At 39.0% G+C, this 621-nt stretch carries 1 protein-coding gene; it reads right to left on the bottom strand.

Going from position 1 to position 621, the window contains the following annotated elements:
• Positions 1 to 70: 70 nt before the first annotated feature.
• Positions 71 to 367: an integrase DNA-binding domain-containing protein gene (locus ACTQ50_RS19720; protein WP_441485571.1), complete on the bottom strand. Its 297-nt coding sequence runs from the start codon at positions 365 to 367 to the stop codon at positions 71 to 73.
• Between the last annotated feature and the right edge of the window lie 254 nt (positions 368 to 621).

Below are 621 nucleotides of genomic sequence, written 5' to 3' on the forward strand. Positions count from 1 at the left end.
TGGATAACCAAACAAAGGAATGTCCAAAATCAGGGATATCACTTTTGTGTAGGTGTCTAAAAAATAGGCACTACACTAATTCAAAATGTCCTTGACAAGGGATACAGTTTACTTTACCGTCCATATATATGTTAAATAGCTGATTCAGCGTCATATTTGCAGAATTGGTATTGATACCGTCTTGAATATCCTTTTGTATTTGCTGTTCCTTTTCTCTCAATTCCACCAGGGAAAGCGCGTATACAGTGCCTCTTTTCCCTGTTACTGGTTCAGTCCATCTATAGCAATATCTTCCGTCTTTCTTGTTCTGGCTTTCGCCATTTCGTAACACACGCCCTCTATTATCTACTCTCTTCGCTCGCGCCATTTCTCGCACCTCTTTTCCATATTGCCTAATAAAGGAAATGGGCAGCAGTTACGCCGCCCTATTCACTTTAACTCCCCTGCTTTTTTTCTTTTTGGTCTTCGTATTCAACCATCGTTTTGACAACTCCATATAGCATAGATATATTGTATGCGATGAATAACCCACCGTTTAGACAGTTTCCTTTTTTCATGAGATAATTCTCTCATGGAGTGGAGTTTATATACATCTTCTATGTTACTTTACTATTCGGACCA

The organism is Blautia sp. Sow4_E7 (assembly GCF_052116245.1).
Classification (GTDB): domain Bacteria; phylum Bacillota; class Clostridia; order Lachnospirales; family Lachnospiraceae; genus Blautia_A.